Here is a 22328-nt window from a genome sequence, read left to right as displayed (position 1 = left end):
TTCACCTCAACGTTGCGTCCGCAAGAGAGCTCGTTTGTGGCGTGAAGCGTTTCCTCAAGTTAAGTCCCTCCCCCTCGTGGGGAGGGGTTGGGGAGGGGTCTAATTCTCAGTGAAGCCCGCGCGTCTGAAGCCAGGCCTCTGTCAATTGCCGGAAACGGCCGGCCATGTCGGCGATTGCCGCCTCGTCGTTTATTTCGCCGGAGAGCCAGGCGCGCGCCGGATCGGCAAAGATCGTCCGGCCGACGGCGAAGCCCTTCACCGAGGGAGCCGCCAGCGTCGCCTCGAAACAGGAGATCAGTTCCTCTGCGGGCGCTTCGAGCCCGAGAAGCACGATACCACGGCACCATGGATCATTTTTGGCGATCACCGCATCGATCTTCTTCCAGGCTTCGCCGGAAGCCTGCGGCTCCAGCTTCCACCAGTCCGGCTTGATGCCGAGCGCGTAGAGTTCCTCCAGCGCGGTGGCGATCGTATCGTCCGTGAGCGGGCCGTTCTTGCCGGCGATGATTTCCACCAGCAGCTCGCGACCGACTTTGCGCGCGGCCTCGAAAAGCGTGCGCAGCTTCTCCTGCTGCTCCGTCTTCAATTCGGCCGGATCGTCGGGGTGGTAGAAGCACAGGCACTTGATGCAATGGTCGAGCGGCCATTCGACAAGCTGCGAGCCGATATCCTGGCTGAATTCGAAGCGCAGCGGCTTCGAGCCCGGCAGTTCGACAGGCCGGCCGATCCAGGAGAAATTCTTCGTCGCCGCATCGAAGAATGCGTCGCGGCCGAAACGTTCATCGATCAGCATGCCGTAGCCCTCGCGGCCGTTCGAAACGCGAGCGGCGGCTTCGACGGCGAGCCGCTTGAAGGCGACGATCTTGTCATGGCCGACGCCGAGTTCATCGGCGACGCTGACAAGCTGCGAGCGGTGGTCGATCGCCAGCGCCATCAGAAGCGGGATTTCGCCGCGCCGGGTCGATGCCCAATGGATATGGTTGATCGCCTCGTCCTTGCGCAGCGCCCGATGTTTGCTGCCGGTCTTCAGGAAGAAGTCGAGTTCCGCCCAGGTCGGATATTCGGGCGAGCAGAGCAGTCGGGAGACGGCGAAGGCGCCGCAGGCATTGGCCCAGGTGGCGCAGGTCTTCAGCGGCTCATCGCGCAGGAAGCCGCGCAGGAAGCCGGACATGAAGGCGTCGCCGGCGCCGAGCACGTTGTACACCTCGATCGGGAAGCCCTGGCCGACGATGCCGGCTTCGAGGTCGTCGGCGATCGGCCCGTCATAAACGATGCAGCCCATCGCGCCGCGCTTGAGCACGATGGTCGCCGGCGTCAGCCGTCGGATCTCCTTCAGCGCGCCGAGTACGTCGTCCGCGCCCGACGCGATGAGGATTTCTTCTTCGGTGCCGACGATGAGATCGCAATCCGGCAGCGTCTCCTTCATCTTCGAAGAGACGCGGTCGGACTTCACGTAGCGCTCGAAGCCTTCCGCATGGCCGGCAAGGCCCCAGAGATTCGGCCGGTAGTCGATGTCGAAGATCACCTTGCGGCCGTTCTCCTTGGCGATGCGGATCGCCTTGCGCTGCGCGGCCTCGGTGTTGGGCCGCGAAAAATGCGTGCCGGAAACGAGAACGGCGCGCGACGACTTGATGAAGTTCTCGTCGATATCGCCTTCCTCGAGCGCCATGTCGGCGCAGTCGGAGCGATAGAAGATCATCGGCGACACGCCTTCGGCCTCGACCGCAAGCAGCACCAGCGCTGTCAGCCGTTCCTTGTCGGTGACGATGCCGTCCGTCGCCACACCTTCCCGCGCCGCCTGCTCACGGATGAAGCGTCCCATCTGCTCGTCGCCGACGCGGGTGATGAGCCCGGACTTGAGGCCGAGCCGCGCCGTGCCGATGGCGATATTGGACGGGCAGCCCCCGACGGATTTGGCGAAAGAGGCGATATCCTCCAGTCGCGAACCGATCTGCTGGCCGTAAAGATCGACCGAGGAGCGGCCGATGGTGATTACATCAAGCGCCGGCTCCGGCTGTAATCCCGGATTCGATTGTATCATGATGTCCTCCCGCTAGATTTTGCGCGGCTTCCAGTGCCTGCGAATTTTTAATAATGAAACATCGGTTCCGATATTTTGTCAATTCGGAATGTTTATTCCATTTTGGCTTTTACAGCTTTTGAATGCTGACGTTTTCGACGCCGTTCGGCGATGGCGACCGGCAGCGCCATGGTCAGCGCCATCGAGGCCGACAGCGAGCGGAAGCCGGCAAAATCGGCCTCCGCCACTTCGAACCAGTGCGTGGCGCAGGCAGCGAGGGGCGAGAAGGCCGAATCGGTAATGGCGATGACGGGGACGCCACGGTCGGCAAGTTCCTGGCTCTGGCTGAGGCTGTCGGCCGCGTAAGGCGAAAAGCTCGCCGCGATCGCCGCATCCCTGGGTGTTGCGAACTGCACCATCTCAGGGTCGACTCCGTTCGGCGAGGCGACGATCTGATGGCGGATATTGAGCTTGGAAAAAGCGTAGGTCATGTGCGCCGTCAGCGGGTAGGAGCGCCGTTTGGCGATCAGATAGATCGTGTCGGCGCCGGCAAGGAGATTGACTGCCTTCGTGAACGTATCGCTCTGCACCGTCGCCGCCAGCCGGTTGACCGATTGGCTGGCCGCCGCAATGAAGCCGGAGAGCAGATTGGCGTCTTCGTCGTCGCCGCTCGTTTGCTCCAGCGTGACGAGCCGCTCTTCATAGCTCAGCGTCCGGTCGCGCAGCCGTTCGCGGAAGATGCTCTGCAGATCGGAAAAGCCTCCATAACCGAGATGATGCGCGAGGCGTACCAGCGTCGAGGGCTGGACGTCGGAGGCGGCCGCGATGCTCGCCGTCGTGCCAAAGGCGATTTCATCGGGATTGCCGAGCGCGAAGGCGGCGACCTGCGCCAGCCGCTTCGGCATGTTCGCCTTGCGCTCGATGATGGTGCTGCGCAGGCTTTCGAAATCGCGCGGCACGCGCGCGTGCCTTTGGGGATCATTATCCATGCTTGCGGCTCACCGGATGAAACAAATATTCCATATTGCCGAGCATAGACGATTTCGAACGGCGCGCCTAATTGTTTTTAATCGCCTGTAATTGAAGGGTTTTGTACAATCGCACCGATAGAATGAAGGCCATATGCCTGCCAACGGTCTCTTGCCAAAATGATCCAGATATTCCAAAAATCCGCGCACACTTCTGGAGGAGATGGAAAATGAAGCCACTTGGCATCGGTTTGATCGGCACCGGTTATATGGGCAAGTGCCATGCACTGGCCTGGAATGCGGTGAAGACCGTGTTCGGCGATGTCGAGCGTCCGCGGCTCGTGCACCTGGCTGAAGCCAATGCCGGGCTTGCCGAGGCCCGTGCCGGTGAGTTCGGCTTCGAAAAGGCAACGGCAGACTGGCGGGCGCTGATCGCCGATCCCGAGGTCGACGTCGTTTCCGTCACCACGCCCAATCAGTTCCATGCCCAAATGGCGGTCGCTGCCCTGGAAGCCGGCAAACATGTCTGGTGTGAGAAGCCGATGGCGCCCGCCTATGCCGATGCCGAGCGCATGCTGGCGACGGCGGAGCGGTCCGGCAAGATTGCCGCTCTCGGCTATAATTACATTCAGAATCCCGTCATGCGGCACATCAGGAAGCTTGTCGGCGACGGCGCCATCGGTACGGTCAACCATGTCCGCGTCGAAATGGACGAGGATTTCATGGCTGATCCCGACGTCTTCTTCTATTGGAAAAGCGAGCTTTCCGCCGGCTATGGTGCACTTGACGATTTCGCCGTGCACCCGCTGTCGTTGCTCTGGTATCTTTTCGGCCATGTCGAGGCCGTCATAACGGATATGGTGAAGCCCTATGCCGACCGTCCGCTCAGCGAGGGTGGCCGCCGCGCCGTCGAAAATCACGATGCCGCCAACGTGCTGATGCGCTTCGGCGGCGGCATCTCCGCTGTGTTGATGGCGAATCGCGCCGCCTGGGGTCGCAAGGGGCGCATCGCCCTGCAGATTTACGGCTCGAAAGGCTCGATCCTCTACGACCAGGAGCGCATGAACGAGTTCGAACTCTATCAGGCAGAAGGGCCGGGTTCGGAGCAGGGCTTTCGCAAGATACTGGCGGCGCCTGCCCATCGGCCCTATGATCGCTTCATCCCGGCTCCTGGCCATGGCCTCGGCTTCAACGATCTGAAGATCATCGAGTGCCGCGAGCTGATCCGGGCAATATCAGGCGAGCCGTCGTCGATCGTGACATTTAAAGACGGTCTCAGGATAGAAAAGTCGGTGCATGCCATGGCACAGTCCTTCCACGAGCGTCGCTGGATCGAAATCGGCTGAATGTAAGAAGCCGCTTTCCGTTGACGGCGCATAGGGCAGGGGATAGGCCTTGGCGTAAGTGTCGAGCCTAGTTTCAGGAGTGAGATCGTGACGGATAGAGTGGTGATCATCGGCGCGGGACAGGCGGGTTTCGCCTTGGCGGCCAAACTGCGTGCTTTGAAGGATACGCGCCCGATCACGCTCATCGGCGCCGAAGATGTAGCCCCCTATCAGCGCCCGCCGCTTTCGAAGAAATATCTGCTCGGCGAAATGAGCTTCGATCGCCTGCTGTTCCGCCCGGAACACTGGTATGCCGACAACGACGTCGATCTTCGCCTTTCGACCTGGGCCGAACAGATCGAGCGGGACAGCAAGCAAGTTCTGCTGCAGGACGGCTCCGTTCTCGACTATGGTACGCTGGTGCTCGCCACCGGCTCGACGCCGCGCCGGCTGCCGGCAGCAATCGGCGGTGATCTCGAAGGCGTCTATGTCGCCCGCGACAAGCGCGACGCCGATCTGCTGGCCGATGAAATGCGCCCCGGTCGTCGCGTCCTCATCATCGGCGGCGGTTACATCGGCCTCGAGGCTGCGGCCGTCGCGCGCCATCGTGGCCTCGAGGTCACGGTCATCGAAATGGCCGATCGAATCCTGCAGCGTGTCGCGGCGAAGGAAACGGCCGACCTCATGCGCGCCATTCACGAGAGCCACGACGTGGTGATCCGCGAGAAGACCGGCCTGAAGCATTTGATCGGCAAGAATGGCCGCGTCTCCGGCGCCGCCCTTTCCGACGACTCGGTCATCGATGTCGATTTCGTCGTCGTTGGCATCGGCGTCGTGCCGAACGATCAGCTTGCCAAGGAAGCCGGTCTCGAAGTCGCCAATGGCATCCTTGTCGATGAATTCGCCCGCACCTCCGATCCGGCGATTTTTGCGGCCGGCGATTGCGCCGCACTTCCATGGCAGGGTGGGCGCATCAGGCTCGAATCGGTGCAGAACGCTGTCGACCAGGCTGAAGCTGCGGCAGCCGTCATCGCTGGTGGCGACGAGCCCTATGAGCCGAAACCGTGGTTCTGGTCCGACCAGTACGACGTCAAGCTGCAGATCGCCGGCTTCAATCTCGGCTATGACGACACGCTTTTGCGTCCGGGCGCCCGCGAAGGGGCTCACTCGATCTGGTACTTCAGGGAAGGCCGGCTGATCGCTGTCGACGCGATCAATGACGCGAAGGCCTATGTGACCGGCAAAAAACTGCTGGAATCTGGCACTAACCCCAATCGAGCGATCCTCGCCGACCCCTCAGCCGATCTGAAGAGCCTATTGAGCTGAGTCCGCGAGCGCGCGCGCCGCAAGGCGTGCGCGCCTGAAGAATCGATCGGCCGAGCTTTTGGAGGCGGGCGCAGACGAGCGATTGTTCTCGTCTGGCCGTAAAAAGCCGAAAGGCCGCCGCTGCATTTCTTCTGGTGAAAACTCAAAAAACCCTTGCATTCACAGACCGCTCACCCTAGTTAGGCGGCACCGGAGAGGTGGCCGAGTGGTCGAAGGCGCTCCCCTGCTAAGGGAGTATACGTCAAAAGCGTATCGTGGGTTCGAATCCCATCTTCTCCGCCATTTCGATTTCCGCAGCGCATCCAAGTCTTATCTTCTGTTGGCGAATCGCGGCCGCTTAGTCGGCTATCGCCCCCAAGTCGCGCGAGGGAGAATCGTTTCGTCTCGACGAGAGAGAATCGTCGGCGGGAATCACGTTTTGCTCTTCTGCCTCAGGCAGCGCCGATAGCGGATCCGTGAACGTGCGGTTACGCTTTCGGGAGCTGCCATCTCTCCCGCAACTGCCGGATCTTGTCAAAAAGGTGTCGCGAATGCGTCGGAAGGCGCTTGTCCAGTTCTTTGTCGATTTCCGCTAAGCAGCCGCAAAACCAGGCTTTTCTTAACAAAGCATAAAGGAAATCGGGGCCGGTTGCCCGACTTGTGTCCTTTCGGCAACAGAATGTCGGGAAGGCTCCCGCAAACCACCCATTCGAGTAAGTTGGTGATTGCGTGACGGTCGCCGTCTTGTATTTTCACCCTCGGAAGCAAGGGCGACGGATCGTCCACTTCTTGAAACACGGGGATGGGGCAGGGAACGCTGCTCAGCGAAAGATCCCAAACCCGATCGAAACTTTGAATTGGAGGTCATTTATGAACATCAAGAGCCTTCTTCTCGGCTCCGCTGCTGCTCTCGCAGTAGTTTCCGGTGCTCAGGCTGCTGACGCTATTGTTGCTGCCGAGCCGGAACCGGTTGAATATGTTCGCGTCTGCGACGCTTACGGCACCGGCTACTTCTACATCCCCGGCACCGAAACTTGCCTCAAGATCGAAGGCTACATCCGTTTCCAGGTCGACGTTGGTGATCAGCCGCTCAATGGCTCGGCCAGCAACGATTCGGATTGGGATGCCAAGACCCGCGGTCAGGTTCAGTTCACGGCCAAGAGCGACACCGAGTATGGTCCGCTGACCGGCGTCATCGTCATGCAGTTCAATGCTGACAATGCCTCCGACCAGGAAGCTATTCTCGACTCCGCTTACCTCGACGTCGCGGGCTTCCGCGCCGGTCTCTTCTACAGCTGGTGGGACGATGGTCTTTCGGGTGAAACCGACGACATCGGCTCGATCGTAACGCTGCACAACTCCATCCGCTATCAGTACGAAAGCGGCGACTTCTACGCTGGTCTCAGCGTCGACGAACTGGAAGATGGCTTCTACAAGTCTGGCGAAGGCCCGAACAACGTCGGCGTTGCCTTCGGTCTCGGCGGCAAGGCAGGTGCCTTCAGCTACCAGCTCACCGGCGGTTGGGACTTCGACAACCAAGACGGCGCTATCCGCGCAATGGGTACGGTTGACATCGGCCCCGGCACGCTCGGCCTCGCTGCCGTATATTCTTCCGGCCCGAACTCCTACTACTCCGCAGCTGAATGGGCTGTCGCTGCCGAATACGCTATCAAGGCAACCGACAAGCTCAAGATCACCCCCGGCGTCCAGTACTACGGCGACTACTATGTCTCCGGCGACGACTTCAGCGGTGGTGATGCCTGGAAGGTTGGTCTGACGGTTGATTACCAGATCGTCGACAACTTCTACGCCAAGGCTTCGGTTCAGTACCTCGATCCGGAAGACGCTGACGACTCTACCTCGGGCTACTTCCGCCTGCAGCGTTCGTTCTAATCTGGTCTGACTTTGGTCGATCAGGAAAGCCCGGCTCTCGAGCCGGGCTTTTTGCGTTTGCGCAAAGGGGCTCCGGTGCCGAGGGGCTCAAAGCTGCCGCGCAGACGTCAGCAGTCGTTGCGCGATAACGGAGTGCATCAAATGGAAAACAGGAGCGTGCTGTATTCATCAGGGGCGACGGGTTGCATCACCGTACCGTGAGAGCATGGGCGCTGTCGGAGACAAAAACCTGTTAGTGCAGCGCCGAAGCCTTAGCTCTCTCACAACTGACGTCGCTTTGAGCGATCACGTCGCCGGATAAACTCGTGTTGCTGCGTTCGAGATAATGCCCATCAAGGAAGGAGCGGTAGGCGTCGGCGATGCCCTCCTTCAGACCGATCTTCGGAGACCAGCCGAGAGTGCGAAGCTTGTCGACGCTCAGGAGTTTACGTGGCGTGCCATCTGGTTTGGCGAGGTCGTGCGTGATCTTGCCTTCGAAGCCAACGACCTCCGAGACGAGGCGTGTCAGTTCGAGGATGGTAATGTCTTCGCCAGAACCTACGTTCACATGACTTTCGGCGGAATAGGTCTTCATGAGATGGAGGCAGGCGTCGGCGCAATCGTCAACATGAAGAAATTCGCGGCGCGGTGCGCCAGTGCCCCAGATGCACATCTCTTGCTGCTGGTTGACCTTGGCGTCATGCGCCTTGCGTATGAGTGCCGGCATGACATGGCTTGATCCGAGGTCGAAATTGTCGTTTGGACCATAAAGATTGGTAGGCATGGCCGAGATGAAATCCCTGCCGTGTTGTTTGCGATAGGCAAGGCAGAGCTTTAATCCGGCAATTTTGGCGATCGCATACCACTCGTTCGTTGGTTCAAGCGATCCCGTCAGAAGTGAATCCTCGACGATCGGCTGATCGGCGAACTTCGGATAGATGCAAGATGAGCCGAGAAACATCAGTTTCTCGACCTGAGCTCTATGGGCTGCGTGGATGACGTTCGCTTCAAGAATCAGGTTGTCGTAAAGGAAATCGGCTGGATAGTGAGCGTTCGCGAGAATACCGCCGACCCGCGCAGCAGCCAGGAAGACAGCGTCGGGACGATTCTTGCTCATCCAGGCCTCTACCTGCTCCTGCAGTCTGAGGTCGACCTCGGCGCGGGTGGCGGTTAGAATCTCGCAGTCCTCGGAAACAAGACGGCGCACGATCGCAGAGCCAACCATGCCGCGGTGCCCCGCGACATAGACCCTTTTTCCGGCAAGGCTGTAGATCACCTCAGGCATAGGCAAAACCTTTGGTTACACTTACCGCCGGAACATTTCGTGCCATGACTTTCAGGTCCTCGCGGACCATCTCCGTAACCAGCTGATCAAGACTGGTCTCATGTTTCCAGCCAAGCTTCGTATGCGCCTTCGTTGGATCACCGATAAGAAGGTCAACTTCAGTCGGGCGGAAATAAGCCGGATCAATCTCCACCACACACCGACCCGATGACTTGTCATACCCCTTTTCCTCAACTCCGGTCCCACGCCAATCAATCGGCATGCCCACCTTGGCAAAGGCCTTGTCGACAAAGGCACGGACCGAGTGCGTTTCACCGGTCGCAAGGACATAGTCCTCCGGTTCGTCCTGCTGCAGCATCAGCCACATCCCGCGGACATATTCGCGCGCATGCCCCCAGTCGCGCTTGGCATCCAGATTGCCGAGATAGAGCCTTTCCTGCAGTCCAAGATGGATCGCAGCCGCCGCCCGGGTGATTTTACGCGTCACGAAGGTCTCGCCGCGGATCGGACTTTCATGATTGAACAAGATGCCGTTCGAGGCGTGCATGCCATAGGCCTCGCGATAATTGACCACGATCCAATAGGCGTAGAGCTTGGCCGCGGCGTAGGGCGATCGAGGGTAGAAAGGCGTCGTTTCGCTTTGCGGGACTTCCTGAACTTTGCCGTAGAGCTCTGAGGTGGACGCTTGATAGAAGCGCGTCTTCCTGGTCAGTCCCAGGAGGCGAATTGCTTCAAGTAGTCGAAGTGTGCCGGTTCCATCCGCGTTGGCCGTATATTCTGGCGTCTCGAAGGAGACTTGAACGTGGCTCTGTGCCGCGAGGTTATAGATCTCGTCCGGCTGCGTTTCCTGAATCACACGGATGAGATTCGTTGAATCGGTCATGTCCCCGAAATGCAAGATGAACCGAGGATTCTCGACGTGCGGATCCTCGTATAGATGCTCGATGCGGCTGGTGTTGAAGGACGAAGAGCGTCGCTTGAGGCCGTGAACAATATAGCCCTTCCCCAAGAGAAGCTCGGCCAGATACGCACCGTCCTGACCTGTTATACCCGTAATAAGCGCAACCTTGTTTTTATTCTTCACGACAGCCCTCCGTAATTTGCTTCGCTGAACCAGGCGTGATGCTGCCGTTGTTCATGTGAATTCGTTGTATTTCCGCAAGGACTTCACAAACAGTTCTGAATCGCTGAAGTTGTACCTGGCGTGTTGTTTCGGATTGACGTTGTTTATGGCGACGCAAAGCTCCGCGTTGCGTGCGGTCTTCAGCTGATGCAAGCAGAATTCGACGGCTCGACGGCTCGTCTTACCCCATTTAACGACCACGAGCGTTCGTTCTGCCAAGGCCGTCAGATGCATTGTATCAGCCGAGGCGAGCACAGGAGCGCTGTCGAAGATGACGACTTGGCCCAGTGAGGCGGCGATCGAGACGATGTCAGCCGCATCAGTCACGCGGGCGCGCCGATGGAGAGTGGCATTGCCGGCCGGAATGAAGTCGATGCCGCTCGGATGGTGATCGATAATGTCCCGGATTCCAGCCTGTCCACACAGGAATTCATTCAACCCCTGCTGTAGCTCGGACCTGAAAAACGAGTCGAGATTTCCGTGTCTGAGGTCGCCATCAACGAGCAGCACCGGAATGCCGTTGGCGGCGAGATCGATTGCCAGTGATCTGGCGACGAGCGACTTGCCCTCTCCACTGTGAGCTGACGTCACGACGATACTGTGAGGCAGCTTTCCACCGTTGGACTGTTTGAGCGAAGTTATGACGGAGCGAATTGCTTCGTCAAACATCCCGTCTTGAATGTCCCCGAAGAGCATGGATGGCCCCCCCCGGTCTCTCCGTTTCAGGCGTGGGATGAATCCGGCTGGCACTATGCGAGGCATTCCGGCCATCTGATCGAAGCTGCGGACCGAGTTATCCAGCATCTCGACCACAAAAGCGGCCGTCACCGCGATCGATATCGAGGCCAGGAGGGCGCCGACCAGATAGAAAAGCCGTCCGCGTCCCTGCGGTGCCAGCGGCACTGCTGCCGGTGACAAAACTTCCAGTTCCGCTCCCGGCAGCATGGCTTGCGCAGCCAAGCCGCGGCGCTGCTCGTCGAGCTTATCAAGAGCGGTTTGCTCCTTGTCAGCCATTCGCTGGAGTCGCGCCAGTTCCGTCTGCGCCAGGGCCGAGCGAGCGCGTTTCTCATGAGCAACCGCCAAGGCCGACCGGACCGCGTCATCTTCATGATCGAGCGCCGCAAGCCTGGCGCGGACTGATTGAAGATATCGATCGGCCGCAAGGCTGAGATCGGTGCGGGATTTAAGGATCTTCGCGCGCATATCGACCACGGCTTCGGCCGTGTTGCCATAGGTCTCGAGAAGGCGCTCGAGATCTTGCTCCTGCGCACGAAGCTCCCGTTGCATTGCACCAATGCTGTCGGGAATAACCATATTCTGCAGGGCGAGCGAGAGGTCGTCAGCCGCTTCCATTGCAGATATCGTTGCTCTCGCTTCAGCGCGGCCTTGTTCGATTTTTGTTTGTCGCTCGCCCAGCTCCATTATCGACTTGATCTGTTCGACCTGATCGTCGTCATTTGAGACGACGTCCATAGTTTTCTGATACGCGTCGGCGGCGTCGCGTGCCGCCGCAGCACGGTCTTTCTGTTCGGCGATGCGCTGCAGAACCCATTCTTCTGCCGCGTCCAGGCGCCCACGCAGACTGTCCTTCCGCTCTTCGAGATAGATGCTGATGAGCCGGTTCGGGACCGAGGCTGCCAGTTGGGGGTCGCTCGCATCGAAGCCGATCTGAATAACGTCACCCTGGCCATCGCGCCATACGCGCAATGCCTTGTAGTAATTCGGGATGATTGGCTCGATGCTGTCTCGTACCGGCGAGGATGGTTTTTCTCTGTCGACCAGACCGCGCAACATTGCTCGCATCCTGTCGATAAGCGAGGTCTCTTGCAGCGCCGGATTGAATTCCGGCCACTCATCGAGCCTCAGGTCGCGGATGACCCGCTCTGCAATGCTTCTGGAAAGAAGTCGTTCGGTCTCCGATGTGGCGTCCAGCGGATCGTTGCGGCCGGAATCTTCAGGGCCGAGCTTCGTCGCCAGAGGCGTGTGGATAATCAGCCGGGACTCGGCATGAAAACTCGGCTTCAACCCGGAAACCATGATAGCGGCAATCGCCATCATCAGCGTGATGATAGCCACGATCATCACCATCCTTCGCCGGATAAGACGCAAGCCCGATGTCAGATCGAAGTCGTCCGAACTGGTTTCCACCTGAAACCGGGGGTCATAGCGCATCGACGAGAGCGAGGTGTTGCGGTCTGGCGGGATAGTTGAAATGGTCATCGTTCACCAACCGACGTTTGAGGTTGCGCGGAGACGGCGTCGTAGAGTTTTTCCAGCGATCGCATGTAGGCCCTCATACTGAACTGGCTGAGATAATGAGCCCGGGCCTTGGCCGAGAGGCGGTTGCGGATTTCCGGATCGCTGACGAGTTTCGCCAGCGCCGCAGCCAGGGCATCCTTGTCTCCGACAGGCACGAAGACGCCCGTTTCACCGTCGGAGATGACTTCGCCATGCGCACCGACGCGCGTGGTAACGACCGCAAGCCCGTGGGCGAGCCCTTCGACCACAGCCATTGCCAAGCCCTCGGCATGCGAAGGCAGAACCAGGATATCTGCCCGTGCACACAAGGCTTGCGCCTCGTCGGCGCCGAGCCAGCCCGGCATTTTCACCAGATTTGAAAGGCCCAGGGCTGCGGCCTGGCGTCGGTAGTCTTCCACGGGTCCGTCGCCGGCCAGCACGGCCCGCCACTGGAGCTCCTTCATAATCGGATGACTTAAGGCAAGCAGAAGCTCCCCAACGCCTTTGCGTTCGCTCAATCGGCCGAGAAAGACGATCAACGGCATCTTGCCGACGTGAACACTGCGCGCCCCGGGGTCGGGAACACAATTGCGGATGACGGCCACGCGGCGCTCGTCCACGCCGAGAAGCGTCGTCAGCGTCATGCGGTCGCGCTGACCCAGTGCTACCACCTGGTCGGCATGTTGAAACATCCGGCGTATGAGCATCTGTTGACGTGGCGAGCGCGCGGCAAAGTCACTCGCATAGTCGTAATCGTGCAGGTGCAATATGTGAGAGCACCCGAGGAGGCGGGCAGCCTCGGTGAGGATCAGTTTTCTTGCGGTGCTGCCGCGACCCGCGACATGAATATGGTGAATGCGTGCCGGAGCAATTATCCGATCCTTGGCCATCATCAAGATGGCGCCGAGCAGGCGCATCGGCGACGTAACCAGGGACCAGCGACGCCCTCTGGTATCTGTGACAAGGTGCGTTTCGCCCGCCTCCCTGGCGGTGCTCGATATATACCCGACCAGCCTGCCGATTCCGCCGCCGTTCTCGCAACCACCCGGGACATAGTGGCGGACCGTTGCTGCATTCCGCACTGCTATCCGATTCCCCTCCGTGAGCGCCGTCATCCGCATGCTCCGACCACCTCACGATAAACGGCCGCAGCCTTTGCGCCGACCTGCTCAGGCGAATTCGGACCTGTGGCCCAGGCGAGCGCGCTGGTCCCTAAGCTGCTTCTCAATTCGTTGTTTTCCGCCAGTGTCCGGATGGCACTGGCGAGCTGTTCGACGTCCCCTGGCCGAACCACCATTCCCAGTCCGTTTGGTAGAACGGTGTCGCGTAATTCGCCGACGTCGGTCACGATGACCGGTTTGCCAAATGCCGCGGCAAGGTTGAGGACACCGCTTTGCGAGGCTTCCGTGTAGGGAAGAACAACGATATCGGCATCCAGAAAAAGCTGGGCGACCTCCATATCCTCGATAAAGCGGTTGCGAATATCATAGCGGCCGGCTTCGCCCATTAGGGGCTGGAAGATCCAGGGATCATCGCCGCGGCCGGCGACCGTGATGCGCAGATTGGGGAGCTGGTCCTTCAGCATCGCCTCGGCGCGGACCAGATGCTCCAATCCCTTGTAAGCAAATATCCGCCCGAAAAGCAGGACGCGCAAGGTTCCATCTGCGTGGCGCCGCGTCAGCTTGTGCTGTCGAGCGAGCTCCGCGTAGCGATGAATGGCCGGATGCGACAGGACATGGACGCGATCAGGCGATTTTGAATATCGCTCGAGAACCATTCGTTTCAGCCCCTCACCATGAACGACCACATGACCTGATTGCCGCACCATCAGTTGCGGAGCCCAGGCGGGCAGCGTGCGGGTGTCGGAATCGCCGGGATGCACGTCAACATCGTGGACGGTCGTCACCAGAGGGATCGGGCGCCAGAATGGCGCAGCAAAGTTCAACCAGAGTGTGGAATTGCTCAGAAGGTGAATGATGTTCGGCCGCTCGGTCCGGATGAGACGCGTGAGTTGGTGCAGGAACCAGGGGTTGGAGAGTGAGCGGTGCCGTGGCCAGTCCAAAAGGTGCAGATCGACAGCCGGATCGAAGGCGGAGGCAAGGTTGGCATAGCGCCGATGCGGAACTGCGAGCACGACCTGCAGGTGTTGCGCAACACCGTTGGCGAAGGAGATGGTGTAGTCTTCGAGTTCGGAAACCAGCATCAGCGCCTTCATCGTGCCGACTCCGACAAGCCAACAGCCTGACCGCGTCGAGGAAGGTCGCGGGCTGTCCGCAATGCCTCACGCATACGCCTCAGCAAGTTTGGTTCTCCGGCGAAAAAAAGCCCTTCAACAGCAAGTCTGAACCGGGTGCGTGTATCTGCGCCCTCCAGCCTGACGGAGGCAACCCGGTACGGAAAGTGATCGGTCAGACGCAACCTTCCCGCTAAATCGTGGGCGGAAAGAAACTGGTTCGTCACTTCGACGACAGTCCGCCAATGGGCCATGCGCTTTCGCAGCATGGCGGCGTCATCGACTGACCGATACCAGTTATTGTTGTGAATTCGGTAGAATCCGAGTGAATCCGACAAGGCGACAACGTTCCCCAGAAATGGGTAGAGGCCCGCGAGCCAGGCGTCGGCGGAAATGTGGAACTGTTCGGGAATATCTCCTGCCGCATCCCACGCGCTACGTCTTACAGCGATGGCTGATGTCAGTGGGAAGGGCCACCAGCCGGCCGATCTCGCAAGCCGTGACGACAAATCTCCCGAACACAAGGTCCGAGGAATTGGCTTGAAGGCTATTGAGCCATCGATCTGCGTCGGCTGCAGTCGGTGATAAACAAGCGATGCATGAGGATTCGACTGGAAAGCAGCGGCTGTTGCCGACAGCTTGCCCGGCGCCCACCAGTCATCGGCATCGAGAAAACAGAGGATTTCGCCACTGCTTGCCTTCACAGCGGCATTGATGGCGGCGGCCTGTCCCCGGTTCTCCTGGAAGAGCACCTTCACCCGGTTTTCATATCCTTCCAGAACCGAGCGCGACTGATCGCTCGAGCCGTCATCGACGACGATGATTTCGGCATTAGACGCCTTTTGGCGCAGGGCGCTGTCGATCGCCCGAGGAAGGAAGCAACCGTAGTTGTAGTTGTTGATGAGGACGCTGATCGTCGGCCGCTCCATGACACCCCCTCTCAAGCGCGTTGCTGCGCGACACATCGGTACGCCGGAGTTGCGGACGCTCGTTCGTTTGGCAACGCGATTTCGTGGAAAGGGATGGGAGGCGGACAGGCATCATTCCGCGCGATCAGGCTTGCGCCCTGAGCTCGTAGGGTCACCACCACAACGCGTGACGCTTCCGTTATAATGCATACGAAACCAGGACCATGACGCAGAACCATAAAAATCCCAACCCTTCCGAGCGTCACCTGCCAACTGCCGGCTGCGCCAGAAATTATTGCCTCACTTCACCACCGACTGCGGCTTAGCGCGGCGTGCTTCGCGGTACGTTTTCATCGTCAAGCTACCGGCGATTGGTCACGGGTGACATCTGCTCTTATGGGCAATGCCGTTTGCCCAGGCACCAACTTTTGGGGGAGGCGTAGACCGTGAGCTTAACCCAAACAACGTCCTTGGACGGTGGGTACGCGCGTTAGGCTTAGCTCCGCCTTCGTTTGCGTCGGTTGACTAGGGAGGTGGCGGGATGTTCGTTGGTAAGCAGCGCAGCTGTGAAAGGGGACCCATGTCTTTCCAAATTGCCGCGACCAACAGCCTCTCATCTGTCCAGTCAAATCGGGACCGATAATGAGAGCCTATACGCTTAAAGCCTCGAATGGGCCGACCGTCAGTTGGCGAGCGATAGAGTGCTGGGGCGCAGGCTTTTGCCTTTTTCTTCAAACAGGCGCCCTTTTCCCGCTCATGCTGGCGGACGCCGACGGAGCCCTTGGCGATCATGCCAGGTCTATATTGCGTCTGCTTTGCCTGCCCGTATACGGCTTTACATTCTTGATGCTGGTAAGGAATTTTCCGCTGTTTCTAACGGCGCTCAAGCGAAATTGGTTTGTCCCCTTGATGGTCGCCATGCCGTTTGTGTCCGTCTTCTGGTCGGTGGGCCCATCAACGACATTCAGGCGCGCCATCGGCCTGCTCTTTACAGTGCTTCTGGCTTACGTGCTGGCAATACGCTTCACACCACGGCAGTTGCTTCTCCTGGCATTTGCCACCTTCGGAACATGCATCGTCCTCAGCCTTCTGGTCTTCGTGGCGTCGCCGAGTCTCGCTCGCATGCCAATGGACGGGTCCGTGCGTGGCATATTCATCCACAAGAACAGTCTCGGTTGGTACGCCGCCATGATGATACTGGTGTCGACGGCCGTTTTAATTGACGGTAACCGGGGTTTACGGCGAACCGCCTTGCTTTTCTTGATCGCGGGCGGGGCCTGTCTCGTGGCCTCCGGATCGATGACCGCGATCATTGCGACGGCATCGGCCTATTGCTTGATCGGGTTCTATTCCCTGTTGCGGCGGATCGGTGGCATCAGCCGCATCGTCTTCGTCCTGTTTTTTGTTCAAATGTTCGTTGGGCTCCTCCTTTTGCTTCACGAATTCCTGGTTCCATTCCTGGAGGCGCTTGGCAAGGATGCCACTTTGACGGGCCGAGTGCCCTTATGGGAGCTGGTCGATGGTCAGATCGCCGATCACCTGCTGCTCGGCTTCGGCTACCAGGCCTTTTGGACAGAGGCGAACCCCGAGGCCTGGATTATCTGGTCGAGGATCCAATGGATGGCTCCCCACGCCCATAACGGATTCCGCGACACGCTGCTGAACTTCGGAATAAGCGGAATGATCTTGTTCGCTCTGATGCTTTTGCAGGCCTTGCGCCAAGGGGCGGTCCTCCAATGCCGCGATCCGCATTATGGCTGGCTCTGGTTGAATGTCTTTACAGTCGTGATTTTGGTGATGAATCTGACCGAAACGATCTTCCTGATCCAGAATGATGCGATTTTCGTTCTGTTTATGTCGGGCATCATCATGTTCTCTCTATATGAGCCCGTTGTTTCGACGGCTCCCGGCCAGCAACTGCGGGCCTCGGCAGGCAGCACAACGGCGGAGCTGCAGATTTGATCAGGCTGCGCTTCGCACCGATCTTGAGCTTTCTGCTTGCTTCGCTCTTTCCGCAGCCGAGCAACCTGGCCGCAGTGAGTCCGGACGCAGATGCGCCCGACAGGCTGCAGGCAGCGCTCAGGGAAGCGACTTGCGCGGAAGCGTCGCCGGCGACCTTTTCGGACAGGCTGAAGGGGACTTCTCTGAGCAAAGTACTGACGGGCACATCCGCGCCCCGGGCGGTATTCTATGTTTCTCCCGATGGCAAAGACAGTTGGAGTGGGCGTCTTCCCAAAGCCAATCCTCAGCGTACCGATGGTCCTTTTGCCAGCATCGAGCGAGCTCGGGACGCTGCGCGTGAGAAGGGCCGCGAAAACACGATCGCAATAGGCAAGGGGGACTATTATCTCGCTGAACCGATAGTCTTCGACGCCCGCGACGCGGGCCTGGTCATCGCGGCAAGGTGCAACGAAGCGCCGGTTCTGCACGGTGGCCCGCTTATACGCAATTGGACGGCACAGGCCGATGGCCGATGGACCGCGTCGCTGAAGCTGCCTCCAGGCAGGGAGTTGGGCGACCTTTTCGTCAACGGGGCGCTCCAGACGCAGGCCCGCTTTCCCAATGCTCCGCTCGATGGAGACCCGCGCAAAGGATGGCTTTTTGCGGCCAAGTGCGCTGAGGACGACGACATATGGCATGGCAACACGCGTTTTTGTTTCCATGCCGGCGATCTTCCGATCTCCAAAAATACAGCGGGGCTTGTCACCCACATTGTCGGTGGTTTTCGCCCCGGCAGCCAATGGGGCAGTGACACCCTCCCTGTGGTTTCAATCGATACCGCCAACCGGGCCGTCAACACCAGAGGCACTGCCTATTTCTTCACCGCGGAAGGCAGCCGCTATTTCCTTGCCGGGGCGGCGGCCCTGCTCGATGCTCCCGGCGAGTGGTGGTATGACCGCGCTGGGGAGCAACTCGTCTACCTCCCAACCGATGGATTGCCAATCAGATCTACGGCTGTCGCCGGTATCCTGCCGACATTCTTCAGGCTGGATGGAGCCGACCGGATGGTTGTATCAGGGCTTCAGTTCCGGGAAGGGGACCCGCGCGGTAGCGGCAAGTTCGGTACCGACACCAGGAGCTTTGGCGCCATACGGATCGAGCGGGCGGACGGCGTCCGGCTGCTCGGCAACTCCATCGACAATGTCGGCGTCGGCATCCATGTTTCCGAGAGCAAGGATGTCTTGATTGCCGGCAACGAGATTGCGGATGTGGCCGGCAACGGGATTTATGTTGGCACGACCTACGGCACTTTCCTCAAATCGGACGGTGCGACAATCCTGTCGAACCACATCCAGGACATCGGCAGGGTCTATTTCGAAACGGCCGGGATATGGTTCCAGGCTGCCGACAATGTCAGGATCGCTCACAATCTCATCGAAAACGCGGCTCAGTTCGGTATTGCCGGTGGCTCGCTATGGGGACCTCAGGACGCAGTTCATGATGCGGTCATCGAACACAACGTGGTCCGCAACGCCAATCAGCAAACGGCAGATGGCGGCGCCATCAAGATGATGGGTGAGCAGGCCGATCCTTTGAACAGCAGCATTCGCTATAATCTCGTCACCGGAACAGGTCAGCTTATGAACAGGGTCGATGGGACATTCTGGCCTCCCGGATACGAAAATACCAGTGAATGGCCTTCTCCTATAAGTTGGGCGATCTATACCGACGGCAAGGCCAGTGGAGTGCGCATCGAAGGAAATACGCTTTCGGATAACATATCGGCGATCGGCATAAACGGCGGCTGGAGCAACCTGGTGACAGGAAACGTCATCACAGGCGGGTCTGGCGCTGCCTTTCGCGTCGATGACGGTACGGGCTGGGGGTGGCATCCCCCTTGGGCAGGCCCCAATCGCATCGAGGACAATATCGTCTCGGTCGAGAGCGGCAATGGGCTTGCAGCATACATTTACGTGCCGGACCACAAGCTCGGATCGGTGCAGTTTGCGCGCAACCGCTACAGCGGCAATCTGAACGACAAGAGCTTCAGGATACACCCGGAGATCATGCTTTCAGGAGAGTTTGGCAGTCTAGGCGATCTTCAGAAGGCCGGGATCGACATCGGGAGCGTGGCGTCGCACCCCGAGTAACGAAACCGGCGGCGCGACGGACCATAGCGCGTTCAGCCATGGCAGCTTGAAACTGCTCGACCACGTCGTGTGCGCGCTCCTTGTGGGTGTGTCTTATCATCCAAACCATGCTCGGCCCGCCGCCGCCGAGCCCGCCCCGAGTACCCACCTCGCGACTTCGGCATTGCTTGATAGTCAGCCATAAGCGTTCCACCTGATCAGGGTTCAGTGTCCTCTGATGGCGATATTCCCAATAGAACTCAAGTTTTTCTGCAGCTGATTGGTTTTCTCGGGCAGCTCTGAAGGCTCGCCAGCCATCTCGCCTATTGGGTTGGCCATTTCCCCCCGCTTTATTCGCGCAAACCACCCCAGCCTGGACGCGAGGGTGACTATCTTCCGCGGCTTTGTGAAGGTCAAACAGCTCTTTCGGGATCGCACTCATCAAAAAGAGCAACGTGGCAGGCATTGGGGGTACGTCGCCTTACTTCGAACATTGTAACTTATCTGGGCCGAAGGCGTAGGAATATGAAGTGTCTTCTACGTCCAATAGTTGGAATTGAAAGTATGGAGACAATCGCGCTGCCGGCATATTCTGATGACAGTTTAGATCGCGAAAGCGCAGGTCATGAGAAAGCAAACAGCAGACAGAATCCAAGCTTCAGTTCTTAAGCAAAAGGACTCTTTGGGATGGACTAATGTCCTTGGTGTTCGCATTTCGGCGGTTAATCTTAAAAGCGCGACCGGTTTTATTCAAAAGGGCATCGAAGACGGCAGGAGGGAATATGTGTGCGTTCGCGACGCCCACGGTGTCGTGCGATGTCAAGATGATCCAGAGCTGCGGTCGATACATAACCGGGCGTTCCTCGTAACCCCCGACGGCATGCCACTGGTATGGGCGTTGAAGCGTGCTGGCCATTCGGAAAGCGACAGGGTCTACGGACCTGACCTGATGTTGTCTGTTTTCGAGGCCGGAATATCCAAAGGTCTGCGCCATTTCCTCTATGGCGCAACAGCCGAGACGCTGGAGCAGTTGCAGGCGCGCCTTCTCGCAAGATTCCCGCAGGCGCAGATCGCCGGCACCTATGCACCGCCTTTTCATAAGCTGTCGTTGCAAGAGGAGGCTGATATCGCAGACCGGCTCAACCGGTCGGGTGCGGATATTATTTGGGTCGGCCTCAGCAGTCCCAAGCAGGAACTCTGGATGGCGCGCATGCGCGACCGTCTCGAAGCTTCGATGCTCATCGGTGTCGGAGCTGCATTCGATTTCCACGCCGGCCTCAAGCGGCAGGCTCCGAGGATAATTCAAAGAAGCGGCTTTGAATGGGCCTTTCGTCTTTTATGCGAACCGCGACGGCTGTGGCGGCGCTACGCGCTCGTCGTGCCGACCTTCATCTCACTGACAGCATTCCAGAGGCTGGGGCTTCGGAAGTTTCCGATCGAAGACGAGGTTTTTGGATCGAGCGCGCCAAAAACAGCAGCCGCAAAGGTGTGAAGCGATCATGTCCCTATTTGCGTCGTCAGCAATCACGTCCGACCTGCGGAAGGCGGCAAACTCCGTCCCATCAGTGGCAAGCCCCACGCCGGCCGCCGAATTCAACAAGCGGGCAGGGCTGAATATCCCTGTTCCATTGAGGCGCAGGTTGCCTCGGCTTGCTGCTTCGTCATTTCTGGTCGCCGGCGACATCGCAAGCTATCTGATAGCCTATCTTGTTCTGCTGCCGTTTCTTCCGCACGGTTCGGAGAATATGGTGCCGGAGCGCGCTTTCGCCCTCGCAGCACTGGCAGCAATCGTTCTTTATGCATCGAACGCGCTCTATCCCGGATATCGGCTTCACGACCACGAACATCTGCGCCGCCGAACGACAGCGTCCTTCAAGGTGGCCGTCATCGCAGCGCTTGGTGCGATCCTTCTGCCGGAAGGGTTAGGACTGCTGCTTCCGATCATCGGCTTCCTTGGCCTCGGATTGGTTGTTCAACCTGTTATGCGGGGGGCCGCACGAGGACTGTCCTGGAGGCTTGGTATCTGGGGTGAGCCGGCAGTGATCATTGGTGCCCGCAATCGTATCCCTGCGCTTGTGGCGTATTTCTCCGAGCATTGGCACTATGGCATTCGGCCGGAAGTCTCTTCTCCCGATACTTCGGAAGTATTTCTCGACAATGGGCCGTCGATTGCCCTGATCGCTGACGATACGGGTTCATTTATCGCCGAGTTGGCAACGATGCGTCGGCAGTTCGCCGAAGTCATCCTCCTCTCCGACACGCCGAACCTCAAGATAACCGGATTGCGACCGGCAGACGTCAGCGGAGAGATCGGTGTTCGCTTGGCCGTCGGTGGGAGATCGGCAGGCACGAACCTGGTTCGTCGAGTCCTCGATCTCGTGATCGCCGTCCCTGCGACGCTGGTGCTTATGCCCTGCATTCTGGTTGCCGCCGCCGCGATCTATGCCATCGATCCGGGGCCCGTCTTCTTCAGACACACCAGGGAAGGTTTGTCTGGCAAGCCGGTGCGCGTCCTGAAACTGAGAACGATGTACAGAGATGCGGAACAGCGCCTCGAAACCTTGTTCCGGGACAATCCGGCCATACAAGCCGAGTGGTCGAACCACTTCAAGCTTCGGCAGGACCCGCGCATCCTGCCGGTGATCGGGCATGTCCTTCGCGCGTCGAGTTTCGACGAACTCCCGCAGTTGGTGAACATCATTGCAGGAGAGATGTCCTTCGTGGGACCGCGCCCCTTCCCGGAGTATCACCTCTCGGCAATGGATAGCGAGTTTCGTGTCAAGCGGCGTTCGGTAACACCTGGGCTAACGGGGCTTTGGCAGATATCCGAACGAAGCAACGCGGATATCGAACTGCAGCAGCAACTCGACGAGTTCTACATCGACAATCGGTCCCTGTGGTTCGACTGGCACATTCTTCTCAGCACAATTCCTGCGGTTCTGAAAGGCAAGGGAGCTTGCTGAGATGGTTTTCACCCTTGC

At 59.0% G+C, this 22328-nt stretch carries 15 protein-coding genes and 1 tRNA gene; 8 read left to right on the top strand and 8 right to left on the bottom strand.

Going from position 1 to position 22328, the window contains the following annotated elements:
- Window positions 1–106 precede the first annotated feature (106 nt).
- Both iolC and J7U39_RS12775 read right to left on the bottom strand, forming a co-directional pair.
- Entirely contained in the window at window positions 107–2041 is a 1935-nt protein-coding gene (gene iolC, locus J7U39_RS12780; protein ID WP_210628522.1) for a 5-dehydro-2-deoxygluconokinase, read from the bottom strand.
- 92 nt (window positions 2042–2133) lie between these two features.
- A complete protein-coding gene (locus J7U39_RS12775) occupies window positions 2134–3009 on the bottom strand; it encodes a MurR/RpiR family transcriptional regulator (RefSeq protein ID WP_210628521.1) in 876 nt (291 codons plus the stop codon).
- Window positions 3010–3218: 209 nt separating this feature from the next.
- Here J7U39_RS12775 and J7U39_RS12770 point away from each other — a divergent pair, with 209 nt between their 5' ends.
- The 4 genes from J7U39_RS12770 (at window position 3219) to J7U39_RS12755 (ending at window position 7511) form a co-directional block, all read left to right on the top strand.
- Complete coding sequence (locus J7U39_RS12770) at window positions 3219–4334, top strand: Gfo/Idh/MocA family oxidoreductase (RefSeq protein WP_210628520.1); 1116 nt, start codon at window positions 3219–3221, stop codon at window positions 4332–4334.
- 87 nt (window positions 4335–4421) lie between these two features.
- Window positions 4422–5639: an FAD-dependent oxidoreductase gene (locus J7U39_RS12765; RefSeq protein ID WP_210628519.1), complete on the top strand. Its 1218-nt coding sequence runs from the start codon at window positions 4422–4424 to the stop codon at window positions 5637–5639.
- A gap of 191 nt (window positions 5640–5830) precedes the next feature.
- Window positions 5831–5921: transfer RNA gene (locus tag J7U39_RS12760), tRNA-Ser, on the top strand.
- A gap of 567 nt (window positions 5922–6488) precedes the next feature.
- The gene (locus J7U39_RS12755; protein WP_210628518.1) at window positions 6489–7511 is read left to right on the top strand and encodes a porin; all 1023 of its coding nucleotides are present in this window, start codon (window positions 6489–6491) and stop codon (window positions 7509–7511) included.
- A 232-nt stretch (window positions 7512–7743) separates the two neighbouring features.
- Here J7U39_RS12755 and J7U39_RS12750 read toward each other — a convergent pair whose 3' ends face one another.
- The 6 genes from J7U39_RS12750 to J7U39_RS12725 are packed head-to-tail and all read right to left on the bottom strand — an operon-like array spanning window position 7744 to window position 15298.
- Window positions 7744–8775 carry a GDP-L-fucose synthase gene (locus J7U39_RS12750; RefSeq protein WP_210628517.1) on the bottom strand — a complete coding sequence of 344 codons (1032 nt, stop codon included), beginning with the start codon at window positions 8773–8775 and terminating at the stop codon, window positions 7744–7746.
- Window positions 8768–9859 carry a GDP-mannose 4,6-dehydratase gene (gene gmd / locus J7U39_RS12745; protein WP_210628516.1) on the bottom strand — a complete coding sequence of 364 codons (1092 nt, stop codon included), beginning with the start codon at window positions 9857–9859 and terminating at the stop codon, window positions 8768–8770. The genes J7U39_RS12750 and gmd overlap by 8 nt, the downstream gene beginning before the upstream one ends.
- 51 nt (window positions 9860–9910) lie before the next feature.
- Window positions 9911–12118 (bottom strand): polysaccharide biosynthesis tyrosine autokinase, encoded by a 2208-nt coding sequence (locus tag J7U39_RS12740; RefSeq protein WP_210628515.1) that lies wholly within the window; start codon window positions 12116–12118, stop codon window positions 9911–9913.
- On the bottom strand, window positions 12115–13257 hold the full coding sequence (locus J7U39_RS12735) for a glycosyltransferase family 4 protein (RefSeq protein WP_210628514.1): 1143 nt from the start codon (window positions 13255–13257) through the stop codon (window positions 12115–12117). Before J7U39_RS12735 ends, J7U39_RS12740 begins: the two co-directional genes overlap by 4 nt.
- Complete coding sequence (locus J7U39_RS12730) at window positions 13248–14351, bottom strand: glycosyltransferase family 4 protein (RefSeq protein ID WP_210628513.1); 1104 nt, start codon at window positions 14349–14351, stop codon at window positions 13248–13250. The genes J7U39_RS12735 and J7U39_RS12730 overlap by 10 nt, the downstream gene beginning before the upstream one ends.
- Window positions 14348–15298 (bottom strand): glycosyltransferase, encoded by a 951-nt coding sequence (locus tag J7U39_RS12725; protein WP_210628512.1) that lies wholly within the window; start codon window positions 15296–15298, stop codon window positions 14348–14350. The genes J7U39_RS12730 and J7U39_RS12725 overlap by 4 nt, the downstream gene beginning before the upstream one ends.
- 621 nt (window positions 15299–15919) lie before the next feature.
- Between J7U39_RS12725 and J7U39_RS12720 the strand changes: the two genes are divergently transcribed.
- The 4 genes from J7U39_RS12720 to J7U39_RS12705 all read left to right on the top strand — a co-directional run bounded on the left by J7U39_RS12720 (window position 15920) and on the right by J7U39_RS12705 (window position 22310).
- Entirely contained in the window at window positions 15920–17239 is a 1320-nt protein-coding gene (locus J7U39_RS12720; RefSeq protein ID WP_210628511.1) for an O-antigen ligase family protein, read from the top strand.
- Window positions 17239–19368 (top strand): right-handed parallel beta-helix repeat-containing protein, encoded by a 2130-nt coding sequence (locus J7U39_RS12715; RefSeq protein ID WP_210631663.1) that lies wholly within the window; start codon window positions 17239–17241, stop codon window positions 19366–19368. Before J7U39_RS12720 ends, J7U39_RS12715 begins: the two co-directional genes overlap by 1 nt.
- Before the next feature lie 604 nt (window positions 19369–19972).
- The gene (locus J7U39_RS12710; RefSeq protein ID WP_210628510.1) at window positions 19973–20839 is read left to right on the top strand and encodes a WecB/TagA/CpsF family glycosyltransferase; all 867 of its coding nucleotides are present in this window, start codon (window positions 19973–19975) and stop codon (window positions 20837–20839) included.
- A gap of 7 nt (window positions 20840–20846) precedes the next feature.
- Window positions 20847–22310: a sugar transferase gene (locus J7U39_RS12705; RefSeq protein WP_210631662.1), complete on the top strand. Its 1464-nt coding sequence runs from the start codon at window positions 20847–20849 to the stop codon at window positions 22308–22310.
- Window positions 22311–22328: the final 18 nt, after the last annotated feature.

This window comes from Rhizobium sp. NLR16a (assembly GCF_017948245.1).
Lineage (GTDB): Bacteria > Pseudomonadota > Alphaproteobacteria > Rhizobiales > Rhizobiaceae > Rhizobium.
Note: the sequence above shows the minus strand (reverse complement) of the source record. Positions and strands in the feature narration are given on the sequence as shown.

Excerpts from the sequence above, each read along its gene's own strand:
- J7U39_RS12735 (WP_210628514.1), bottom strand. The coding sequence starts at position 13,257 with ATGCGGATGACGGCGCTCACGGAGGGGAATCGGATAGCAGTGCGGAAT.
- J7U39_RS12720 (WP_210628511.1), top strand. The coding sequence starts at position 15,920 with ATGAGAGCCTATACGCTTAAAGCCTCGAATGGGCCGACCGTCAGTTGG.
- J7U39_RS12710 (WP_210628510.1), top strand. The coding sequence starts at position 19,973 with ATGAGAAAGCAAACAGCAGACAGAATCCAAGCTTCAGTTCTTAAGCAA.
- J7U39_RS12755 (WP_210628518.1), top strand. The coding sequence starts at position 6,489 with ATGAACATCAAGAGCCTTCTTCTCGGCTCCGCTGCTGCTCTCGCAGTA.
- J7U39_RS12730 (WP_210628513.1), bottom strand. The coding sequence starts at position 14,351 with ATGAAGGCGCTGATGCTGGTTTCCGAACTCGAAGACTACACCATCTCC.
- J7U39_RS12770 (WP_210628520.1), top strand. The coding sequence starts at position 3,219 with ATGAAGCCACTTGGCATCGGTTTGATCGGCACCGGTTATATGGGCAAG.
- iolC (WP_210628522.1), bottom strand. The coding sequence starts at position 2,041 with ATGATACAATCGAATCCGGGATTACAGCCGGAGCCGGCGCTTGATGTA.
- J7U39_RS12750 (WP_210628517.1), bottom strand. The coding sequence starts at position 8,775 with ATGCCTGAGGTGATCTACAGCCTTGCCGGAAAAAGGGTCTATGTCGCG.
- J7U39_RS12705 (WP_210631662.1), top strand. The coding sequence starts at position 20,847 with ATGTCCCTATTTGCGTCGTCAGCAATCACGTCCGACCTGCGGAAGGCG.
- J7U39_RS12775 (WP_210628521.1), bottom strand. The coding sequence starts at position 3,009 with ATGGATAATGATCCCCAAAGGCACGCGCGCGTGCCGCGCGATTTCGAA.
- J7U39_RS12740 (WP_210628515.1), bottom strand. The coding sequence starts at position 12,118 with ATGACCATTTCAACTATCCCGCCAGACCGCAACACCTCGCTCTCGTCG.
- J7U39_RS12725 (WP_210628512.1), bottom strand. The coding sequence starts at position 15,298 with ATGGAGCGGCCGACGATCAGCGTCCTCATCAACAACTACAACTACGGT.